The following is a 19,172-nucleotide window of genomic DNA, read 5'->3' as shown; positions in this document are numbered from 1 at the left end:
CTTGGCGAGAAAGAAAGAATGCCGCTGCTCGCCGTAGAGATAGACGTCGGTGAATCCAGCCTCCTGCAGCGTGTCGCGTAGCAGCGTCAGAGTGGCCTCGTCATCGCTATCGCCCGCGACTTCATATCCAATCTCGACCGGTGACAAAATGGAGACGGTGCCAGACGGCGTGAGATGGCGCCTTAACGCCTCAAAAAACTCTACGGAATAAAGGCGCGACGTCTCGAAGTTGTAGGGAAAGAGCACGTCGACAAAGATGCGGTCGTAACGGTCTTGCGCGCGTCGGAGCATTTGAAACGCGTCAGCACTCATCACCTCGACCTGCGGATGATCGAGGCTACTATGATTGAGGCGGCGTAAATCTTCATGCTCCGCAGCAAGCTGCAGGATCAGTGGATCGATGTCGACCAGAGTGATCTTTAGGTTGGGATTTTGATAGCGTAGTAGCTCGCGGGCGAGCAGGCCGTCACCACCGCCAATGATCAGCACGTTGGTCCCGGGTGCACCGGCCACCGTCGCTGGTAAGTGTGCTAGCGCTTGGTGATAGTCGGCCTCGTATGCCGATGATGCTTGAAAGTGACCATCGAGAAACAGCGTCCAGCCCGCCGGCCGATCCGCTAAGGGTATCCTCGGTGGTTCATTCCTGACGATATCGACGGTTTGATAGAGGCCCCGATGACGCTCAATCGCGGGGTAGGTCGCAGCGCGGCGAAACCACGCAGTCAATGGCAGCGGATATTCGTAGGTCAGCGAACCGTCCTCTGCCATCTGCAGCTTATAGCTATTGTAGTAAAAATTCTTTATCTGCACCTGTACCAGATCTGAACTCCAGGTGAATACGGCGACGGCAACGATGACGACGGCGGCAGCGGCTGTGTAGCGACGTGGTATCGAAGATGTCGAGTCATCAGCGTCATCAGCGTCACGCCCTTTAGGCCAAAGCAAAGCAGCAGCAAAATTGCCCATACTCGTCGCCAGGCAGATATAAATAGGTTCATATTTAGGTAGGAGGACAAGTAGCAGCACGAGGCTACCCATAAGTCCGCCTACCTGATAAATGGCCAATGTACGCTGGAGGCGCGCCAGGCGTTCTCCTAAGGCTAGTTGGCTCACGAGGCCGAATGCTACACCCGAGATCAATCCGGTGCCGCCGAGGAGCAGTTGCGACAGGGTGGCAAATACGATCTTGGTATCGATACCCATCGGGGCTAAGTCGTAGCCAAAGGTATACATGTAGATGCGGTAGATCATGTGCCATAGGTACAGTGCTAGCATGGCGAGGCCACCCCAGCCGGCATTGACGGCCTCGATCGTGCCCACTGCCGCTCGGCTCTGCGCTAGGCTAGTTTTATGGCTAAGAGCGATACCGATGCCGAGAAAGCACAGATAGGTAGCACTGCTCACGGCGCTCCAGACGGTAATGTCGCCGGTCATCTCCGCTAGGGCGCGAGTGAACAGCAGATAATACATCATGCTGAAAGATGCATAAAAAAAGCAAAGTAGATTAGTCCTCTTGGACATTTAGAGGTCTCGCTCCGCAAAGCAGCTTGGCGGCTAGTAGATTGACATCGTGAGGATATTAATTGAAAATTGTTTAAAACGGAAAAACAAAAGGAACTCTAATTGTCACGCGCCCTTAGACGAACACACCGCAAACAGTCCGGTAGTGCGATCATCTACGCCATGCTCTTTGCGGCGATCACGGGCGCAGCTATTTCGTATTTCACGCGCATGACGGAGCAGTCACAATCGCTTACGCGCAGTGACCGCATTAAGACGGATCGCGATAAGCTGCGGCGCCGTCTCCAGACTATGGCCTCCCTGGATGACGCTATCTTTAGATCGGCGGAGCTGAAAGATACCAATGGACAATACGTCAATAAAATCCTGCACGATTGCCTCAATACGGATTTTGATACGCCGCCGCCGCGCAATCCAGACTGCACAGCAATGCTACCGAATGGTGCCCGATTACTGCCGAATGGTCAGTTGGCCGCATTGCAATGGCAACCATTCAAGTTAGTGAGTCCAGAGCCGCCCCCTCCCAACACACCTCCCAACACCCCTCCCGTCATTTTCGCTTCAGATAATCCGGCCGAGGGCAAATTCAATCTACGCGGCGAGCCGTGTGCTGGTGGCAATGATTGTATCTTTCAAGCAACGTCATGGTTTTGGTTGGAATGCCAAAGCGTAAATGGTTCACCATGTAAGAAGAGCGAATACACCGTCCGCACCTTGGTGCAAGTAAAGACTATTGCCAACGCAACAAATAACGCGAAGTTGAGTTTCACTAAGGCCGGAGATATCCCGAAGTCCTCTGACATCATCAACCCCGGTAACCCGCTACTCGGATCTAATCGAGAAAATTGGTCTAACAAATTAGCCCTATCAAATGTGCTGGAAAATATGACCCCCTGTCCCCCAGGATTCGTCGCTCGAGGATCCACGGAACGCGGTGTCAAGTGCGAGCCTATGGGACAGATTAAGCGTTGTCTCAACCCCGGCGATGTTTTCCTGGGCATCGACTCCAAGGGTGAAGCCGAATGTGATTCACGGGGGCAAGGAGCGGATTGCGACCAGCCGCAAACGATACCAGTGAGGTACAGCTGTAATTTGGGGGGCTGTACTCAACTTAACCCTCTTTCCATTAACTGTGGAACCATTCCGGGAAATCTCCCCACTAGTATTCCTATTCCACGCCGTTTAGTCCAAGTTTCGAATTCGGAGCCTGCTTGTAATGTTCAATCAGGTCCGTCTAAAAAATCACAACCAGGTGCCTTTTCATTAAACTGTACCGTGAACTATACCTATCAATGCTGTAACTGAGGTTCATGCGGTGAGCAGTAAGCAACGTGCATCGACAGGATTTACGCTTACAGAGGTCATGATATCCCTAGGCATACTCGGGATCATCATCGCTGCCACCACGGTATATCTCGCCGATTTAGACAAGACGCGTTACCGCCTAGAAGCCATGAGCACCCGAGACGCATTAACTCTAAGATTAAAGCGACTCACTACAGTGTCAATTGTGGCTTTCTCGGCAAGCGCTTTTGCCACGGATGATCCGGGCAATCGTGAGCTTGAGAAATGTCTGGACACTGACAATAATTCCATATGCACAGCTACTAATGCGAAAGATCCGATCTCTTTCATCTTAGGTTATCCCCTGCAAAATTCTCCCATCAAAGTCCGTATTGCTGGATCAGACGCTCAGCCCGTGGAGTACTGCCACGACGGGGGGCCTTTTAATCCTATTAATCCTGGCAAACAGTGTCGCCCTGAGTGGAGAGTTACGGCCTATTTTTCTGCAATCTGTCCTCTAGGGGTAGCTCAATGTCCTAAAGCCGCCGCGGTCCGCATTAGTCACAAACTCGAAAATATTTATCTCAAGGACGAGACGTTTTTCAGTGCTGGTCACAAGAAAATTGATGGGCTAGGTCTGAGGTCCAAGGATAACCTGGTCTATACAACCTTAGAGATTCCTCAAGAGTTGCGTGCGACAAAAAATCCCTGTAACGAAAACTCTGCAATCACGAAGATCATGGCTGACGGCTCCATCACATGTACTTGCTTGCCTGGATCGGTAGAGACGTCCAAACTAAAAGGGCAGCCCCAATGCACTCCTCAGAAAGCTGAATGTCCAGACAAAACTCAGGTGGTTAGGGGCTACGAAATTGACACGAGCAGCGGGTCGCCCATACTCAAGGCTAAATGCAGCTCTGGACACAATCCACCGACAAATATCCAAATGAATCAACTCTGCGGTGGATACCTCAATGGACTTGACCTCAGTGGCTGCACTTATTCCCTCTCGGTCGCTAGCAAGAAAAGTGGGGGTAGTGGACTAGTTGGAAATTGTTTAACAACTACACAGCGCTGCGTTACCCCCAAATGATCCATGAGGCAAACCAAGCTATGAGAACCCAGCAAAAGGCCTTCTCCATCATCGAGGTCATGATCGGTCTTTCGATTTTGGGGGTCATCGGCGCAGCGGTTGTCACCCTGGTCGGTAATAAATTACATCAGCATCGCTTGAACGCCCTGAAGATTGCCAAAGATAGGATTGTGCGTCAGCTTGAAGAGGGGCTAAGTAGTTGCGAGAATTTACAGGATTCCTATACGTATTTTAAGATGAATAATCCAAGAAATAAAGAAATGGATGACTGCATGAACGCTGCGGTGGGTGCCACACCAGTGTTTTGTAAGCCGCAGTATATGTCGATAGATCGAGCAAATCCTGGTCCCAATGAATTTAGTCTCTACGCCAGATCGAACTCTGCGATCCAGAATGCCGGCACGGACAACGTGATCAAGTTAAGCGGCTATTGGTCTAAGGACGGGGAACCTAATTGTAATGAGCAACTTATGCGGTGCCCGTTTTTTGTCCAAACTTATTTTTACTTTAGCTGTCCACTAGATCGAGCGGCACCAAATGCGACTCTTGCCACACTTTGTACCTCACCCAGTCGCATCAATCTTTTTTTTACCATTGAGCAGACCAATAAACAAGCTAACCCGCTCGAAAAAGGATTCAACTTCAAATATCCCCTACCTGACGGCAAAATAACGGCAGCAAGTACACCCATAAGTCTATCGGTGGATACCTGCCGTAATACGCCGCAGCAATCTTGTCCGCCAGATATGTTTATATCTGGTTACGACCAATCGGGTGCCGTAGTGTGCGCTTGTTATAGTAACAGGCCCGAGCGCGATCAGAACCGTGAGATCAAGTACCAAATGATCAATGGTCGAAAAACAAATATTCCTGAAAAATGTTTGAACAATGACTGTATAATTCCGGGGCAAGTTATAGTTGGCTATAATAAAAATGTTCAGACGGGTGATTGGGAACCTGATTGTAGAGTGCCAAATAGCACGCGCCAATGTAGTGATAGAGCCGTATGTAAACCACGAGAATATCTCGCTCAAGCTGATGTTGCAAAATGCCAGCCCACGTTGGAAACTTCCGGCAAGAAGAGTAGCCCCAAGATCAGATTTGTTTGTCCTCCTGCGGAGTTCAAATGCTGCCCAATGGATCACTTCTGAACAAGCCGCGACTACGGCTCTCGGTGTCGTGTTTTGTCCTGGCTTTTTGTAGTCTGAATTACGAATTCTTGCTCGCGCAGATGATGGCGATCCTAGGTGGTCACACTGTACTCTTTTATTGCCTAACGACTGGGGTCTACATCTTTGCTCTTGGTCTCGGTGCCTTAGTTCCTGTGGATGAGCTCGCTCGCGACCGGGTTGAAGCTAAACTATTCCGTGTAGAGATGACTCTATGCATTCTGGGAGGTGGATCACCGCTGTGGCTGACACTGATGTCGCAGTCTGTTAGCGCACTCTGGCAGGGCGCGGCACCACCCATGGTGACCCTGATGCCGCACGGGGCTTTGGTCATTGCCATCGGCGTCCTGAGCGGTATGGAGTTGCCGCTTCTGATGCGGCTCGGCGAACTCGCAGCGACCAGGGCGACTGTCACTAAACTGCTGGTCATTGACTATTTGGCGTCGTTCGTCGGAGCACTTAGTTTTCCGTTGGTGTTATTTCCCGCCTTGGGCATGGTGCGGGCCGGCGCACTCCTTGCTCAGATGAATCTTTATGCCGTGTTACTATCGGTACCCGTCCTGACCAAAAGTCGCCGCATGACGGCCGTGGCGGCTGCAGCGGCCGCGGTGCTTGTGATCTACTGGCAAGGTGATGGGATCAGTCGGTGGCTAAGCCACTACCTTTGAAGGGGGACGCAGTGCGTAAGGCCATGGTTGCGTTGATAGCGCTCGCGTTCGTGATCTCGGTCCCTCTGGGTGTGTCCTTTTATGTGCGTCGTTTGATCGCTACCACCTTCACATCGCCCGAAGGGCGGCGGTATACCCAGCAAGGCATCCAAGCTCTCATGTCTCAACTCGGTCCGGGCTTCAATGTGACGATGGCTGCACCGGTGGTCCAAGGGCTCAAGGTGACGTTCCCCTCGATAAAGATCCAGCGTCAGGGACAGCCCTGGCTCGATCTGACGCGGACCCAGTTACAAGTTGGTTTGTGGCCGCAGATTTTGGGGGGCAAGTTAGGGATCAAGCTGCAGCTGCGGGACGCCGCCACGCAAGCGACGGCGGAACTCGGTGCGACGCCCCAACTCAGTCTACTTACGGGTCGGATAAAGCCTGCCGAGGCGCCGACTGAAGTGTCCTTCCAAGCCAAGGACGTGCGGCTACGCACCTGGCTGGAGGCGTTCGGCATCAATTTGGCCGCTCCAGGGCCGCTGGCGTTGCCAGTGGACTGTTGTTCGGCCGCCATGCATATCAAGGGATCAGCGATGATCGCTAGTCCGGAGGCATCGACGGCGGATCTCGAGTTTCAGATTAGATATCCGCGAGTGAAGTTGCCGCGCCGCCTCGGACAGTTGCGGTTCAAGGACTTCGCCCTCCCGGTTAAGTACGAGGCAGCTGGGTGGTCCTTTGGGGGCCAGGTGGACCTCACGGCCGATGGTGAGGACTTGAACATACTGCTGACCAAGGGGGCGGCAGATGCGCCGCTACAAATGCGCCTGAGTGGCACGGCGCCGGTAGTGACCCTAGCGGCGGTGGCGACCGGCTGCACTTTGCGCCGTGACACGGGCGTACGGCTCACGTGGCGCGCCCAGGGATGGCAGTGTTAAGTGAAGTTCAGAAACTAGCGAGCGTCAGTCCACCCTCGATAGACACGAGGCGGTGCGTGCTGCGATCAATCGCCGGTCTGATGACGAGGCCTCGAGTCGGCATGCGGCCCTCGGAGGCGAGGCTCCCCGTGTAGTGGTCGTTGCCGGCGTCAGTCAGTAGGGGCGATAAGATAATGTACGATCCGAGAGCAGACCCGCCGATGAAGCCTAATGACGCTCCGACGGCGACGAACCGGAGATTTTCGGTCGGGTTGGTGGTGAAGGCTAGCATGGCAGTCCCAAGGGCTGCACCAAAGGCCGTGCAGTATCCGGCGGTCAGGAACAAATCCTGAAAGCGCTCCTCCGTGCCCATTTGAGTGCCGCTCATGCCCGCAGCCTGGGCCTGGGTGCTAGAGAGGGATCCGCCAAGTGCCAGGGAAAGGAGCAAAGCTAGCAGCGTAGATTTCATGGAGGGTCCCTCGGTGTATTAGTTTCTTAACATCATTTTAAACCCAGTGACGTGGCGCCATCAATGGTCTACTTCCTATTTGTTGACAGCGGGGGGGAATTCCATTAGTAGGTTGTTTCATAACCAACTGGTGTTGAGCCGCCTTAGGGCACCATAACAGTGGCCGTTTTGACTGTGTTCCCAGGTAAACACTCAGCACAGCAGTCGGTTTCCCACGATCCAGTTATAACCCAGATCTCTAGACACTTAACGCACCTACCTAGTTACTAAGCGAGAACAAGCCATGTCCGACGCGACCCCGACGAAGGCGAAGAAAACAGCCAAGACTGCGGCAGCTAATGCTCCAGTGCCCCCTCCGACCGTGGTCGAGCCGGCAGAGCCTGAGATCAACGATGACGTCCCGACCATCAATCTGACCGAGTTGAAGGAAAAGCGGATCGCCGACCTCAACAAGATGGCTAAAGAGCTTGGGATCGAGGGCGCTCCCAACATGCGCAAGCAGGAGCTGATCTTTGCGCTGCTGCAGGGCCAGGCTGAGCGTGGTGGCGTCATCTACGGCGAGGGTGTGCTTGAGACGCTGCCAGACGGCTTCGGCTTCTTGCGCGCTCCTGACTACAACTATCTCCCGGGTCCGGATGATATCTACGTGTCACCGTCCCAGATTAGGCGCTTTAACCTGCGCACTGGCGACACCGTATCGGGTCAGATTCGTCCGCCCAAGGACAGTGAGCGTTACTTCGCCCTGCTCAAGGTCGAAAACGTCAACGGTTCGGCGCCTGATCCTGAGTTTGAGAAGATCATCTTCGATAACTTGACCCCGCTCTATCCGATGGAAAAGTTCAAGATGGAGTGGAATCCGAAGAGTCATTCGACGCGGATTCTCGACCTCTTGGCACCGATCGGCAAGGGTCAACGGTCGCTGATCGTGGCACCGCCGCGCACTGGTAAGACCATGCTCCTCCAGGATATTGCCTCGGCTCTGGCCAAGAACCATCCGGACGTCGTCCTGATCGTTCTCTTGATTGACGAGCGTCCTGAAGAGGTGACGGACATGGAGCGCTCGGTCCGTGGTGAAGTCATCAGCTCCACCTTCGACGAGCCGGCGCAGCGCCACGTCCAAGTTGCTGAAATGGTTATCGAAAAAGCGAAGCGTCTGGTCGAGCATAAGAAAGACGTCGTGATTTTGCTCGACTCGATCACGAGGCTTGCACGCGCCTACAACAGCGTCGTGCCGCCGTCGGGCAAGATTCTCTCGGGCGGTGTTGATTCCAATGCGCTGCATAAGCCTAAGCGCTTCTTTGGTGCAGCGCGGAATATCGAAGAGGGTGGATCCTTGACCATCATCGCTACGGCCCTTATCGACACGGGCTCGCGGATGGACGAGGTCATTTTCGAGGAATTCAAGGGTACCGGTAACATGGAGATCCATTTGGACCGTAAGTTATCGGAAAAACGGACCTTCCCAGCTATGGACCTGAACAAGTCGGGCACCCGTAAGGAAGATCTGCTCTTGCCAAAAGACGTTCTAAACCGTATGTGGATTCTGCGCAAATTGCTGCAGCCTCTGAACCCGGTCGATGCGATGGAGTTCCTCCTCGATAAGATCGACAAGTCTAAGACCAATGCTGAGTTCATTGAGTCGATGAACGGTTGAGAGACTCACTGGGTTTGGGCAGTTTCGAGTATCAGGTATAACGATCACCGGCTAAGAACCGGCGTAGATAAGAGTTTAGAGTAGAGAAAGGTAAGATAGTCATGAGAGAAGGCATCCATCCCGAGTACGGTGAAGCCCAAGTTTCCTGCGCCTGTGGCCACACCTTTAAGACGAAATCAGCCCGCAGTGAGATCCGTCTTGAGATCTGCAGTGCATGTCACCCCTTCTTCACTGGTAAAGTGAAGCTGGTCGACACCGCCGGCCGCATCGAAAAGTTCCAGAAGAAATACGGCAAGAAGTGAGCTTAGTCACGGCGGCCTAAGCCGCCGCCTGGTGACCCGCTATGTTCGATAATCTCGACGGCGTAGAGCGCCGATTCAACGATCTAGAAGACGCGCTCGCCTCGGGGACCCTCAAAGGCGCCGATATGACGCGGCTGACCAAAGAGCGGGCCTCGATCGAGGAGCTCGTGACCGTGTACCGTGTCTTCAAGCGTCTCAAGCAAGAGCGCGATGAAGCCAAGGCATTGCTCGTTGCGGAAAAAGATCCCGAGATGTTGGCCATGGCCAAAGAGGAGCTAGCGCGGCTCGAAGACGAGCTGGCGGCTACCGAGAAGCGTCTCATCATCTTGTCCCTGCCCAAAGATCCCAACGATGACAAGAACGTGATTCTTGAAATTCGTGCCGGCACGGGTGGTGACGAGGCCTCGTTATTTGCAGCGGATTTATTCCGCATGTACACGCGCTATGCCGATCGGCAGCGGTGGCGTACCGAGGTGCTTAGTTCGACCACGTCTGCCGCTGGCGGATTCAAGGAAATAATCTGCCTCGTCGAAGGCCAGGGCGTATTCAGTCGGCTCAAGTTTGAGAGCGGTGTGCACCGTGTGCAACGTGTTCCAGCCACGGAGAACCAAGGGCGGATTCACACCAGTGCTTGCACGGTAGCGATCCTCCCTGAGGCCGACGATGTTGAGGTGGAGCTCAATCCAGCCGATGTCGAGATGACGGTAGCGAGATCGTCGGGAGCTGGTGGGCAGCACGTCAACACCACCGACTCGGCAGTGCGATTAGTGCACAAGCCCAGTGGTCTGGTCGTGGAATGCCAGGACGAGCGCTCGCAGCACAAGAACCGCGACAAAGCCATGAAGATCCTCAAGGCCCGACTGTTAGAAAAGGCCATCACCGAGCAGCAGCAAGAGATTAGCGCCTCGCGTCGCAGCCAGGTAGGCTCGGGCGATCGCAGTGAGCGCATCCGTACGTATAATTTTCCGCAAGGTAGGATGACGGATCACCGGATTAATCTTACACTGTACCGGTTGGATGCGATCATGGAAGGCGACATTGGTGAGGTTCTTGATGCGCTCGGTACGCATCACCAGACCGAGCTGTTGCAGCAGGAGTTAGCGGTCAAAATATGAGTACCGCAGCGGGTGGGGACAGTCTTTGGACTATAGGCCGGGTGCTTACCTGGTCGACGACCTATCTGACAGAGAGCGGTCAGACGTCATCACCACGCCTCGATGCTGAGGTGCTTCTGGCGCATAGCCTAGGACTCACGCGGATTCAGCTTTATACCGAATTTGATAAGCCGCTCACGGCGCATGAACGCGAGCCCTTCAAGGCCAACTTAAAGCGGCGCTCGCAAGGCGAGCCCGTGGCCTACATTACGGGTGTCAAAGAGTTCATGGGCTACGAGTTCAGCGTCGGTCCAGAAGTACTGGTCCCAAGACCGGATACCGAAATTTTGGTAGAGGCCGCACTAGCGCTGGTAAAAGACATCGAGGCTCCAGCCATTCTAGACGTTGGTACTGGCAGCGGTTGTATTGCCCTGTCGCTAGCCCTCAAACGTCCGGATGCGCAGATCAGCGCCTGGGACATTGACGAGGGCGCACTGGGTGTCGCCACGAGCAACGCGACCAAGCTCGGCGCTACCGTGTCCTTCCGTCGCTGCGATGCTTTGCAGAGTGACGTTTGGCAGGTTGGCGAACGTTTTGATTTATTGGTGTCTAATCCGCCTTACATCCGACCCGACGAACGTGCATCGCTCCCTAATTCGGTGCTCGGTTTTGAGCCCTTGCATGCTTTGTTTGCGGCTCCCGATGGCCTTAGTTTTTACCGTTCCCTGGCGGTCACAGCACCAAGCGTCCTGAAAAAAGGTGGGCACTTGGCTCTGGAAATTGGCTACACCCAGGCGGCTGCAGTCATGGCCATCCTGGCTGAGGCTGGTTGGAGTCACGTCACTTGTCACAAAGACTGGGAGCGGCGTGACCGCGTCATCCAGGCGGAGTGGGCCGGTGAGTGAAGAAAATCAGAGCGACCAGAATCAGAATGGGAATCAGACTCTAGACTGGACGGGACTGCGGCGCTTGCTATGGTTTTCCGTGGCCGTCTTGGGTCTCTTTCTCGTCACGGCGACGGTCTATGGCGCTTTGATGCTGCCTATTTTAGTGGGCGCATTTTTGACCTATCTGTTGCTGCCACTCGTTGACGGACTGGAGCGTCGCGGTGTGCCGCGCAACATAGCCGCTTTAAGTTTGATCCTTGGATCCACGGCGCTGATTATTTTTGGTGTCTTCAAGCTGGTACCAGTGCTGTATCAGCAGATGCTCCTCATCGGACATTTACTTCCCGATGCAGCACGCGTCGTGCAGCAGCATTGGCTGCCGGTAATCAGTCACCAGCTTGCTGATCTCGGTGTCATCAGTCCCGATGATTTTTCTGAAGTCTTTGGCGCTAGCCATCTCATCGGGCGTCTGACGCAACATGCGCAGGCGAACATCGTTGGGATTTGGAAGACAGGAACGTCGGTCGCTGGCGGCATAGTCTATCTGGTGCTCTTGCCAGTGCTCCATTTTTTCATGCTGAAGGACTATCCGATCATCGCTAAGACAGCAGGTGATTTGGTGCCGCGGGATCTACAACCGTCGGTACGCCGGTTACTTGCTGTCACCAATCGGACCTTTCGTAGTGTGCTTAAGGGGCAAGCGATTGTCGCAGGGATCCTCGGGGTTCTTTACATTATCGGCTTCAACATTGTTGGCTTGCAGTCCGCCTTTCTGATTGGGATGGTGGCCGGAATTTGCCGCATCATCCCCTATCTCGATGTGGTGGTTGGTGGGGTTCTCAGTGCGATTGTCCTACTGTCCAATTTCAGTGGTTGGGGGCAGGTTCTGGGTGTGATCTCGGTGTTTATCGTTGTGCAAGCGGTAGACGGGGCTTTGGTCACGCCTCGAGTCTTAGGCGACAGAGTTGGGATCTATCCTCTAGTGCTACTGCTCTCGGTGCTCGCCTTTGCAGATTGGTTTGGCTTTTGGGGCGTGCTTCTGGCAGTGCCCGTCTCGGCCATGATCAAAGTCCTGCTCGTGGCGATTAAGCCGTACTATTTGCGGTCGCGCGCATATGGCGGAGGCAAAGCTTCACAGTGAATTTGGTGGCGACCGACGGCCGTGGACGCTTGACGATGGCATCCACCCATATTGGTGATCCTAGTGACATACCGCAGCGCAGCCTGGACGCCCTGCGTCATGCTGATCTCCTCATTTTTGAGGAGGACAGACCGGCGCGCAGCTTTCTCAAGGCGGCAGGTGTTCATCGCGACTATCTACGCTACTCCGAACACGATCAAAAGCACACACTAGCTGAGTGTGAGGCTGCTCTCAAAAAGGGCCAATGGGTGGCTTACATGAGCGACCAAGGGACGCCTGGTTTAGCGGATCCAGGGCGTGATTTGGTGTCTATAGCCTATAGGCTAGGGGCGAAGGTTCAGGTGATTCCGGGACCAAGCTCGCTGACCGCGGCTATTGCGGCCTGTCCCTTCGATTGCTGGGCCTTTCATTATCTGGGGTTTCTGCCGCAGGAGCCGGGGCGCAGGCTCACGGCCCTAAGAGCTGCCGCGGGGATGACGCGACCCATGGTCATTATGGATACGCCCTACCGCTTGAAGCATCTATTGGGGAGTTGCCAGCAGGCTTTTGGCGCCAGTCGCCGCGCCTTTTTGGCTCTGGATATCACTGGGGCTAGCGAAGAGTTTTTGAGCGGCAACCTCGCAGAGTTGGTCAGGCATGCAGAGAAACTCGGGACTAAGCTTAACTTTGTCTTAATCATCGATGGTGCTTAGATCCCCGAAGTCTTTGGCTTATCGTTGCAAATGCGTAGACGTCATAAGTGCGCTGTGATACCAAGGAGCCTTAAACTACAAGGTGGTATGGGCACTCCAGATGACTGACAAGCGGCTTCCGGAATTGGCAAAACATCTTAAGCGCGAGCTTATGCCGAACCATGTTGCCATCATCATGGACGGTAACGGGCGATGGGCTAAGTCGCGCGGTCGTCCGCGTGTATTTGGCCACCGGTGTGGTGCAGACAGTGTCCGTGCGGTGGTGGAAGCCGCCGATCAGCTTGGGATCAAGGTGCTATCTCTTTACGCCTTTAGTGAGGAAAACTGGGGGCGACCTTCGCACGAAGTCCTGGCCATCATGACACTACTCAACACGTATCTTTTGAAGGAGCGTGAGGAGCTTCGGGCCAATAACGTGCAGCTGCGCGTCATGGGGCGTATTGAGCGCCTACCAGAAAAATCACAAAAAATACTGCGGGAAACACAGGAGTTTCTCGGCGATTGTAACGGGCTTGTCCTCAATATTGCGCTCAGCTACGGCGGCCGGTCCGAAATTGTCGACGCTTGTCGTAGTGTGGCTAGACGCGTTCAGTCAGGCGAGTTGGCGCTGCAAGACATCAATGCCGATGTCGTGGCTGGGGCTATGTACAACTGTGACCTGCCCGCACCTGATCTGCTCATTCGCACAAGTGGTGAGCAGCGGCTTTCCAACTTCATGCTGTGGCAAATGGCGTATACGGAGTTTTATTTTACCGATATCCATTGGCCTGATTTTCGCAAGGATCAGCTCGTGCAGGCTCTGTACGAGTATACCAGTCGCCAGCGCCGCTTTGGTCTTCTGGCAGAGGATGCCGACCCAGCAGCGCGCAGCGGCGAGGTCGCTTGTGACGAGATGCCACTAACTGCTGAGTGCCACGACTGATATGCCGATCGGGATGTTGCAGATACAGAATTGGAGTAACCTGCGTAAGCGCGTGGCGGCGGCGGCCATTTTATTGCCACTGACGCTGTTCGCCTTTCTTTTTGGTCCATCGTGGTTTGTTGTGCTGTTCTTGCTGTTCAGCTGCACCTTGTCGGTCAGTGAAATGGCGATGATGGTCCTGCCGGCCTTGGACCGTAAGCTAGCGGCTAATCCCGCGCCGCAAATCGACCCCATCACCGGCCATCGGCTGCCGCAGGTGTACGTTTTTCCCGCCATAACGGTTTTTCTCGGCTGGGCCGTACTGATTGCCAGTGTCTCTGACACGGCCGAGGTAGCGGTTGGTTCGGTGGCCTTTGCGGCATTTATGGCGCTGCTGATTGGTGTCTTCTCATCCAAGGACATCGATGTCGCAGCCGGACGGGCGTTCGGTATTCTCATTTCGCTGTGCTACGGCGCTTTGCCGTGGGTCATCGTCTGGTTTTTGTACCGCGCTGGGCCGAACGCGCGCTACGTTCTCCTTCTGATGGCGGTGACCTGGTGTGGTGACACGGGCGCCTATTTTGGTGGCCGCTACTACGGCGGCAAAATTCTGGGTGATCGTAAATTGGCACCCGTGATCTCGCCGAAAAAGACCTGGGAAGGCGCCATTGCTGGCGTTTTGGCCAGCGTCGTCGGTGCCCATTTAGTCAATTTAATCTTTCTGAATGCCCTCGGATCGTTTGGATTCATGACCAGATTGGCGATGGCAGGCGGTATTGCCGCCCAGCTGGGTGATTTGGTGGAGTCGACCTTCAAGCGCTTTTCCGGTGTCAAGGATTCGGGGGTGCTGATTCCTGGTCACGGTGGTTTCTTAGACCGGGTCGACGGCATTCTCTTTGCGGCTCCGGTAATTTGGGCTATTCTCTACTACTTTAGGGGAGTTCCGCTCACTCTTCCCGTCCCCTGATAAACTCGGTTGAGCAAGACAGGATAGCCCGTGAGCCAGTTTCTTTCGCATCCGATCCCGGCGGTTGTGATTCTACTCGGACTGCTGGTGTTCATTCACGAACTCGGCCACTACTTGGTGGGCCGCTGGTGTGGTATTGCCGTCGAGACGTTTTCGATCGGCTTTGGTCCACAGCTTTTGTCGTTCAAACGGCGCGGCACCGTGTACCAAATCAGTGCGATTCCCCTTGGGGGATTTGTTAAATTTGCCGGCTCTCATCCGAGTGAGGAGGTTCCAGCCGGGCTCGCTGGGATTAGTTTTTTGGCCGCCTCGCTGCCAAAGCGCGCGGCGACCATTATCGCCGGACCAGCCGCCAACTTTCTCCTAGCCGTTGTTGTTTACAGTGTGCTCGGATTTAGCGGCATGCCTCATCCGCCGGCGTTGATTGGTGAGGTGATAAGTGGCAGTGCTGCAGCGCGCGCCGGCCTTCGGTACGGTGATTTGGTACTCCGGATCGATCAGCGTGAGGTCAAGACCTGGCGCGACATCGAAGAGATGGTATCCAAGGCGCCTGGCAAGCCTCTGACCGTCCTAGTTAAGCGCGAATCCGGCGAGGACGTCACGCTGCAGTTAACGCCCGATGCTGTAGAGGCCACGGACATGATGGGGCGGAAAGCCTCGATAGGCCGCGCGGGTGTGGCGTTGGGCCGACCGGCACCAGTCGTGACGGTACTGGCTGCGTCATCCCCGGCTGGAGTGGCGGGTCTTAGGACCGGAGATAAGATCACTAAAGTTCAGGTCGGTGGTGCCGCGCGCGTCATCAAATTTTATCCAGAACTGGTGGCGGCTTTACGTGAGGCGGCTAAACTGGGTGATAAGGTCGAGGTGACCGCGGTTGAGACTCCGCTACCTGAACTGGCTGAGTCGCGCGCTAGCGGTAAATCACCAACGGCGGCGCCAGACGCACAGGAACGCAGGCTATTCCTGTCTTTGGAGACTGCGCATGTGGGTGGGCTGGCCGATCGCGATTTCATGAGCCGACTTGGTCTCCGCGGCAGTGAATTGACAGTGGCAGTGATGGAGGCAGCTCCGGGCGAAACGGCTCCCCTGCGCAAGGGCGACCTCATCCTGACTTGGAACGGTGTCGACATCACGGATGTCTATATGCTGCGCGAGAAGCTTTTGGCCAATAACGCTCCCGAAGTGACTTTGACCGTGCAACGTGACGATGACACGGTGCAGGACATCAGGATTGCGCTTAAGGGGGTGGAGATACAAAGGCCCGAGGGCGTAGCCACCCTATACACCTTGCCTGTGGCATTCTGGGGACAGCTCATTGAACCCGAACCAGTGATCGAAAAATATGGGAACCCACTGGCTGCGCTGGCCTTTGGCATCAAGCAGACAGGTGATCAGAGCTACGAGCTGGTGCAGAATTTAGCCAGCCTGGTTAGCGGTGAAATCCCGCTCAAAGCGCTCGGTGGTCCCATACTAATTGCCAAGGTGGCGGGAGACTCGGCGCGTCGCGGGTGGCAAATGTTTCTTGGGTCGATGGCCTTGATTAGCATCAACCTTGGTCTGATCAATCTCTTCCCAATCCCGGTGCTAGACGGCGGACAGCTGGTCCTGATTAGTTTGGAGGGATTAAGGCGTCGGCCACTTCCAACTTCGGCTATCGAGAATTTTCAAAAACTGGGCTTTGCAATGGTCTTGGCTCTGGTGGTCTTAGCCACTTACAATGACTTCAGCCGTTTTTGGCGTTCCATGTTGGAAAGTGTAGTAGGCATTTTTAAGTAGAGGTCCCGCTGATGGTAAGCATCATGTCCGCTGTACCCGTGCTTTTTGTCGACGCTAGTATCTTGGGAGTGCAAGTAGCGATCATTGATGCGTCTGCGAGCGACAAGGTGGGGACGGAGAGAATACTCTGGCACGGTGCCCACAATGAAAATATGGGAGCGCTCCAAGCCATCAGCAGTCTGACGCAGCAAGGCTTAGCGGCACTGAATATGCGTTTCGACCAGTTGGGCGGGATGGCTGTTGGTGCTGGGCCGGGATCATTCACTGGTATCAAAGTGGGTCTAGCCTTCGCCTATGGCCTGGCGACGGCATCCAGTAAACCTATGCCCATGCTAGCGGTCTCGGCCCTTGAGGCCACAGCCCTGGCCATTGCCGAGAGTAGTGACGTCGCGGTGTTCTTGCCGGCGACGAAAACGCATGGGTTCGCCACTGTGGCGCCGGCGCCCGACAGTTCCGTGCTGTCGATGGCTGCGTCTTTGGTCGACTGCGACGAGCGCATACCTGAGTTACTCGGGGAGCTGCCCCCAAGCTGCCAACTCATTTCGATTGGCGATTGGCCACTACTCAGTGACCTAGCTGCCAAGCGCCAGCGCAAGATTGCGGTGATGGCACCAGCTCAAGCCTGCCGCCTTGCCATGGCAACGATGGCAGATCAAATTGCTGCGGCCTGGCCAAGCGACTTTAAAGCAGATATGCCAGAGCCCAAATACCTGCGCCTATCGACGGCGGAGGAAAAACTTTTAGCCCCGACTAATAGCTCATCAGCTAAGGAGTGATCGCAGTGAAACGGCCTAAACTCGGTGGTGCGGTTTACATACTCCCCAACCTACTCACTGCAGGGAACTTGTTCTGGGGCTTTTTTGCCATCAATAAATCTCTGGTCGGCGAGTGGGCTCCTGCCGGTGCCGCCATTTTGCTCGCGGCGGTGTTTGACGTTTTGGATGGGCGTGTTGCTCGTCTCACTAAGGGGACTAGCGAGTTTGGCGTCCAGTTCGACTCACTTTGCGACCTCGTGTCTTTTGGCTGCGCTCCGGCCATCATGATGCATCAATACAGCCTGAGCAATTTTGGTCGCGTGGGCTGGCTCATATGTTTTCTCTTTATGGCCTGTGGTGCCCTTCGCCTGGCACGGTTCAACGTGCAGAGTTCGATCGGTAAGGCGGCCGGGGACTTCACGGGTTTACCGATCCCCATGGCGGCCTTTGTCGTCGCGACCTTTATCTTGGTCACCAATGAGCTTGGTACCGATCCAACGACTTGGCTGGGCGGACTTTATAACCAATATGTCCCGGCGGCTGGATTTAAGGCGGCGTTTTTACTGACTGTTGCTCCCCTCCTGTCGTTTGCCATGGTGAGCAACATTGTGTACCGCAGCCATAAAGTGCTGAAGGTCAAGGGTGTCAAACCGTTCCGGGTTTTGGCTGTGTCGATCTTTGTGATTACACTTTTGGCCTATCAGCCTGAGGCTCTCGGCTTTCTTTTTGCCGCATTTTATGCTCTTAGTGGTCCTGTCGAATGGGCTCTGGGCTGGAAAAAGCTCACCGAGGACGACGAGATCTTCACTCCCCTCGAAGATCACTCCATCATCGAACCCGATCACGATTATTCTGACGATACAGAAGGAGCTAAATTTCCGTGAACGTAGCTGTAGTCGGCGCAACTGGCGCTGTAGGTCGCGAGATGATTCGCGACCTCGAAGAGTCCAACATCAAAGATATCAATGTACGCTTGTTTGCCTCGCCGCGGTCTAAGGGTGCGAAAGTAACGTTTCGTGGTCGCACCCTAGAGGTGGAAGCTTTTACTACCGAAGCCCTGCAGGGTATTCCCTACGTGCTGATGAGCGCCGGCGGGTCGTTTTCGAAAGAGCACAGCAAGGCGCTAGTCGCACAAGGCTCGATCGTGATCGATAACAGCAGTGCGTGGCGCATGGATCCTCACAGTGCGCTAGTTGTACCTGAGGTCAATGGCCATCTCCTCAAGCGTGATGCTAAGCCACAAATTATCGCTAACCCGAATTGCTCAACGATCCAGATGGTGGTTGCTCTCAAGCCGCTAGCCGATCTTTTTGGTCTCGACTTAGTGCAGGTGGCCACCTATCAGTCGGTCTCTGGTACGGGACAAAAAGGGATCGCCGAGCTGGCGGCGCAACTTGAAGCCAAGATGAAGTTTCAAGAGGTCGAGCCCAAAGCTTACGCGCAGCCGATTGCTTTCAACTTACTGCCAGGGATCGACGTCTACGACAGTGCTGGCCACTGTTACGAAGAAGTGAAAATGGTCCAGGAGACGCGGAAGATTATGGAGCTTCCAAGTCTTGACGTCCTGGCTTCGACGGTGCGCGTGCCGACCTTCCATTGCCACGGCGAAATGGTGACGGTGAAACTCAAGAAGGCTATCACCCGTGAGGAAGCGTTGGCGGCCTTTAGACGGGCACCAGGTATCGTCTTGAACGAGATCGACGACCATGCCGCCCAACCAACTCCGCGTAAGGTCACTGGCGATGGTCGTGTGTTTGTAAGCCGGGTGAGGCTACAGCATGGACATAGCAGTTCAACGTGGCTGCAATTCTGGAACGTCGCTGATAACCTGAAGAAGGGTGCAGCGACAAACGCCGTGCAGATACTTGGGGCACTCGTTGGAGCGCCAGCTTAAAGGTGAATG

General features: G+C 54.7%; 19 protein-coding genes. 17 read left to right on the top strand and 2 right to left on the bottom strand.

Going from position 1 to position 19,172, the window contains the following annotated elements; translation table 11 throughout:
• Window positions 1-1,521: methyltransferase domain-containing protein (locus FJ146_15060; protein MBM4253288.1), on the bottom strand; the 1,521-nt coding region annotated here is incomplete at its 3' end.
• A 102-nt stretch (window positions 1,522-1,623) separates the two neighbouring features.
• On the opposite strand from FJ146_15060, the gene FJ146_15055 reads away from it, so the two are divergent.
• Genes FJ146_15055 through FJ146_15035 form a run of 5 tightly spaced genes read left to right on the top strand, consistent with a single transcriptional unit; the run spans window position 1,624 to window position 6,652 of the window.
• A complete protein-coding gene (locus FJ146_15055) occupies window positions 1,624-2,826 on the top strand; it encodes a hypothetical protein (protein MBM4253287.1) in 1,203 nt (400 codons plus the stop codon).
• A complete protein-coding gene (locus FJ146_15050) occupies window positions 2,804-3,898 on the top strand; it encodes a prepilin-type N-terminal cleavage/methylation domain-containing protein (protein ID MBM4253286.1) in 1,095 nt (364 codons plus the stop codon). The genes FJ146_15055 and FJ146_15050 overlap by 23 nt, the downstream gene beginning before the upstream one ends.
• On the top strand, window positions 3,895-5,049 hold the full coding sequence (locus tag FJ146_15045) for a type II secretion system protein (GenBank protein ID MBM4253285.1): 1,155 nt from the start codon (window positions 3,895-3,897) through the stop codon (window positions 5,047-5,049). The genes FJ146_15050 and FJ146_15045 overlap by 4 nt, the downstream gene beginning before the upstream one ends.
• Entirely contained in the window at window positions 5,025-5,735 is a 711-nt protein-coding gene (locus tag FJ146_15040) for a hypothetical protein (GenBank protein ID MBM4253284.1), read from the top strand. The genes FJ146_15045 and FJ146_15040 overlap by 25 nt, the downstream gene beginning before the upstream one ends.
• Window positions 5,714-6,652: a hypothetical protein gene (locus FJ146_15035; GenBank protein MBM4253283.1), complete on the top strand. Its 939-nt coding sequence runs from the start codon at window positions 5,714-5,716 to the stop codon at window positions 6,650-6,652. The genes FJ146_15040 and FJ146_15035 overlap by 22 nt, the downstream gene beginning before the upstream one ends.
• Before the next feature lie 7 nt (window positions 6,653-6,659).
• Here the strand turns inward: FJ146_15035 and FJ146_15030 are convergent, their stop codons facing one another.
• Window positions 6,660-7,100, bottom strand: a complete 441-nt coding sequence (locus tag FJ146_15030) for a hypothetical protein (GenBank protein ID MBM4253282.1) — start codon at window positions 7,098-7,100, stop codon at window positions 6,660-6,662.
• A gap of 406 nt (window positions 7,101-7,506) precedes the next feature.
• On the opposite strand from FJ146_15030, the gene FJ146_15025 reads away from it, so the two are divergent.
• The 12 genes from FJ146_15025 to FJ146_14970 all read left to right on the top strand — a co-directional run bounded on the left by FJ146_15025 (window position 7,507) and on the right by FJ146_14970 (window position 19,163).
• On the top strand, window positions 7,507-8,754 hold the full coding sequence (locus FJ146_15025; GenBank protein ID MBM4253281.1) for a transcription termination factor Rho: 1,248 nt from the start codon (window positions 7,507-7,509) through the stop codon (window positions 8,752-8,754).
• 101 nt (window positions 8,755-8,855) lie between these two features.
• Complete coding sequence (gene rpmE, locus FJ146_15020; GenBank protein MBM4253280.1) at window positions 8,856-9,056, top strand: 50S ribosomal protein L31; 201 nt, start codon at window positions 8,856-8,858, stop codon at window positions 9,054-9,056.
• Window positions 9,057-9,097: 41 nt separating this feature from the next.
• On the top strand, window positions 9,098-10,171 hold the full coding sequence (gene prfA / locus FJ146_15015; GenBank protein MBM4253279.1) for a peptide chain release factor 1: 1,074 nt from the start codon (window positions 9,098-9,100) through the stop codon (window positions 10,169-10,171).
• Entirely contained in the window at window positions 10,168-11,055 is an 888-nt protein-coding gene (gene prmC, locus FJ146_15010) for a peptide chain release factor N(5)-glutamine methyltransferase (protein MBM4253278.1), read from the top strand. The genes prfA and prmC overlap by 4 nt, the downstream gene beginning before the upstream one ends.
• The gene (locus FJ146_15005; protein ID MBM4253277.1) at window positions 10,931-12,178 is read left to right on the top strand and encodes an AI-2E family transporter; all 1,248 of its coding nucleotides are present in this window, start codon (window positions 10,931-10,933) and stop codon (window positions 12,176-12,178) included. The genes prmC and FJ146_15005 overlap by 125 nt, the downstream gene beginning before the upstream one ends.
• The gene (locus FJ146_15000) at window positions 12,175-12,870 is read left to right on the top strand and encodes a hypothetical protein (protein MBM4253276.1); all 696 of its coding nucleotides are present in this window, start codon (window positions 12,175-12,177) and stop codon (window positions 12,868-12,870) included. The genes FJ146_15005 and FJ146_15000 overlap by 4 nt, the downstream gene beginning before the upstream one ends.
• Before the next feature lie 100 nt (window positions 12,871-12,970).
• The gene (locus FJ146_14995) at window positions 12,971-13,792 is read left to right on the top strand and encodes an isoprenyl transferase (GenBank protein ID MBM4253275.1); all 822 of its coding nucleotides are present in this window, start codon (window positions 12,971-12,973) and stop codon (window positions 13,790-13,792) included.
• Between the two features lies 1 nt (window position 13,793).
• On the top strand, window positions 13,794-14,738 hold the full coding sequence (locus tag FJ146_14990) for a hypothetical protein (GenBank protein ID MBM4253274.1): 945 nt from the start codon (window positions 13,794-13,796) through the stop codon (window positions 14,736-14,738).
• A 30-nt stretch (window positions 14,739-14,768) separates the two neighbouring features.
• Complete coding sequence (gene rseP / locus FJ146_14985; GenBank protein MBM4253273.1) at window positions 14,769-16,514, top strand: RIP metalloprotease RseP; 1,746 nt, start codon at window positions 14,769-14,771, stop codon at window positions 16,512-16,514.
• A gap of 11 nt (window positions 16,515-16,525) precedes the next feature.
• The gene (locus tag FJ146_14980) at window positions 16,526-17,290 is read left to right on the top strand and encodes a hypothetical protein (protein MBM4253272.1); all 765 of its coding nucleotides are present in this window, start codon (window positions 16,526-16,528) and stop codon (window positions 17,288-17,290) included.
• Window positions 17,287-18,153 carry a CDP-diacylglycerol--serine O-phosphatidyltransferase gene (gene pssA, locus FJ146_14975; GenBank protein ID MBM4253271.1) on the top strand — a complete coding sequence of 289 codons (867 nt, stop codon included), beginning with the start codon at window positions 17,287-17,289 and terminating at the stop codon, window positions 18,151-18,153. Before FJ146_14980 ends, pssA begins: the two co-directional genes overlap by 4 nt.
• A gap of 41 nt (window positions 18,154-18,194) precedes the next feature.
• Window positions 18,195-19,163, top strand: coding sequence for an aspartate-semialdehyde dehydrogenase (locus FJ146_14970; protein MBM4253270.1), 969 nt, complete (start codon window positions 18,195-18,197; stop codon window positions 19,161-19,163).
• Window positions 19,164-19,172: the final 9 nt, after the last annotated feature.

It is taken from the genome of Deltaproteobacteria bacterium, from assembly GCA_016874735.1.
Taxonomy (GTDB): Bacteria; Bdellovibrionota_B; Oligoflexia; order Oligoflexales; family CAIYRB01; genus CAIYRB01.
The sequence above is the reverse complement of the archived record's forward strand: the minus strand, read 5'-3'. Positions and strand labels throughout refer to the sequence as shown.

Coding starts and splice junctions, on each gene's coding strand:
- FJ146_15045 (MBM4253285.1), top strand. CDS start 3,895: ATGATCCATGAGGCAAACCAAGCTATGAGAACCCAGCAAAAGGCCTTC.
- FJ146_15040 (MBM4253284.1), top strand. CDS start 5,025: ATGCTGCCCAATGGATCACTTCTGAACAAGCCGCGACTACGGCTCTCG.
- FJ146_15030 (MBM4253282.1), bottom strand. CDS start 7,100: ATGAAATCTACGCTGCTAGCTTTGCTCCTTTCCCTGGCACTTGGCGGA.
- rpmE (MBM4253280.1), top strand. CDS start 8,856: ATGAGAGAAGGCATCCATCCCGAGTACGGTGAAGCCCAAGTTTCCTGC.
- prfA (MBM4253279.1), top strand. CDS start 9,098: ATGTTCGATAATCTCGACGGCGTAGAGCGCCGATTCAACGATCTAGAA.
- prmC (MBM4253278.1), top strand. CDS start 10,168: ATGAGTACCGCAGCGGGTGGGGACAGTCTTTGGACTATAGGCCGGGTG.
- FJ146_14995 (MBM4253275.1), top strand. CDS start 12,971: ATGACTGACAAGCGGCTTCCGGAATTGGCAAAACATCTTAAGCGCGAG.
- FJ146_14990 (MBM4253274.1), top strand. CDS start 13,794: ATGCCGATCGGGATGTTGCAGATACAGAATTGGAGTAACCTGCGTAAG.
- FJ146_14980 (MBM4253272.1), top strand. CDS start 16,526: ATGGTAAGCATCATGTCCGCTGTACCCGTGCTTTTTGTCGACGCTAGT.
- FJ146_14970 (MBM4253270.1), top strand. CDS start 18,195: ATGATTCGCGACCTCGAAGAGTCCAACATCAAAGATATCAATGTACGC.